This window comes from Oceanobacter sp. 1_MG-2023, assembly GCF_030689025.1.
Lineage (GTDB): Bacteria > Pseudomonadota > Gammaproteobacteria > Pseudomonadales > Oceanobacteraceae > Oceanobacter.
Genome location: NZ_JAUYWA010000055.1, coordinates 1 through 2175, shown reverse-complemented (window position 1 = coordinate 2175; position 2175 = coordinate 1). Strand labels below are relative to the sequence as shown.

General features: G+C 55.0%; 1 protein-coding gene. It reads left to right on the top strand.

Annotation, left to right across the window (positions count from 1 at the left end; translation table 11 throughout):
- A partial coding sequence (locus tag Q8W22_RS16580) for a cadherin repeat domain-containing protein (protein ID WP_305453109.1) occupies positions 1-2175 on the top strand: 2175 nt, incomplete at both ends.

Here is a 2175-nt window from a genome sequence, read left to right as displayed (position 1 = left end):
GGCAGTGGCTATTCGATCTTTGTGCAGGCGTTTAATGCCGATGGCTCCTTGAACGGCACCACGGTACAACTGGAAGCACCGGGTAATGTCAACCATAGCTCCCAGATCACTGAGGTAGGCAACGCTGGCGCCTATGTGGTGACCTGGAGCGGGACCGATAGCGGCGGTGATCTGTCGATCTTTGTGCAGGCGTTTAAAGCCGATGGTTCCTTCAATGGCACCAGAGTACAGCTGGAAGCACTGAATAATACCACTGGTCATGACTATGAACCACAAATCACCGCCGTGGGCAGCGCTGGCGCCTATGTGGTGACCTGGTACGGGTACGAGGGCGCTGGCTATTCAGGTGATCAGTCGATCTTTGTGCAGGCGTTTAACGCCGATGGCTCCATTAACGGCACTGCGGTACAACTGGAAGCGTTGGATACTACCACGGGGGATGGCTATGATCCGCAAATCACCGCGGTGGGCACTGATGGCGACTATGTGGTGACCTGGTACGGTGATGATAGCGACGGTGATTGGTCGATCTTTGTGCAGGCGTTTAATGCCAATGGTTCCTTCAACGGTGACACAGTACAGTTGGAAGCACTGGATAATATCACCGGTGCTGATCGGTCCCCTCAAATCACCGCCGTGGGCACTGATGGCGCCTATGTGGTGACCTGGTACGGAAGGGATAGCGACGGTGATTGGTCGATCTTTGTGCAGGCCTTTGATGATGACGGCTTCTTAAACGGTGCCACGGTACAGTTGGAAGCACTGGATAATATCACCGGTGCTGATCAGTACCCTCAAATCACCGCTGTGGGCACTGATGGCGACTATGTGGTGACCTGGTACGGAAGGGACAGCAACGGTGATTATTCGATCTTTGTGCAGGCCTTCAACGCCGAAGGTTCCGTCAACGGTGACACAGTACAGCTGGAAGCACTGGGTAATACCATCGGTGCTGATCAGTACCCTCAAATCACCGCCGTGGGCACTGATGGCACCTATGTGGTGACCTGGTACGGAAGGGATAGCGAGGGTGATTGGTCTATCTTTGTGCAAGCGTTTGATGCTGACGGCTCCTTAAACGGTGCCACGGTACAGTTGGAAGCGCCGGGTAATACGACAGGTTCCGAAGAGAAGCCCCAAATCACTGCGGTGGGCAGCGATGGTGCCTATGTGGTGACCTGGAACGGGACTGATAGTGACGGTGACACTTCGATCTTTGTGCAGGCATTTAATGCCGATGGCACACCGGTGATAGATAGCACCTATGAAACAGGGGAGTTGATCACACTACAAAGCAATGAAGCGGGTACGGTGTATTTGGTGAGCGATACAGTGGCCGTGACCACTGAGGCCGATATCACCAGCGCCAGCAGTAACCTGTGGGCTACCGCGACATTAGCGGTGGCGGGTACGGTCACTGTGGATACCACGACATTGGCGCTGGGCGGTTATTACGCCTATGCCGTCGACAGCGCCGGCAACCTGAGCCTGGCTTCCAGTGAGTGGATTACGTTAGTGGATGAAACGGCACCCACGTTTACGTCTGGCACGACCGCGACCGCGATTGATGAAAACTCCGGTGCCAGCACGGTTATCTACACGGCCACGACGGATGACGCGACGGCGGTTTATTCTTTGTCTGGCACTGACGCCAGTGACTTCAGCATCGACAGCAGTACGGGCGTTGTTACCTTGCTGAACAACCCCGATTACGAAACCAAGTCCAGTTACTCATTCATCGTTACCGCTACCGATGGCGCCGGTAACCATACCGACCAAGCGGTTACTCTCGATGTGAACGACCTGGACGATACTGCCCCAGAAGCCAGTATTGTGTTATCGCTCGCGACAGTACAGCTGGAAGCACTGGGTAATACCAGCGATAGTGACTATGCCCCTCAAATCACCGCGGTAGGCAGCGCTGGCGCTTATGTGGTGACCTGGTACGGGTACGAGGGTGCTGGCTATTCAGGTGATCGGTCGATCTTTGTGCAGGCGTTTAACGCCGATGGCTCCTTAAACGGTGCCACGGTGCAGTTGGAAGCGCCGGGTAATACCGATGGTGATGACTATGTCCCCCAAATCACCGCCGTGGGCACTGATGGCGCCTATGTGGTGACCTGGTACGGTGAGGATAGCGACGGTGATTGGTCTATCTTTGTGCAGGCGTTTAAA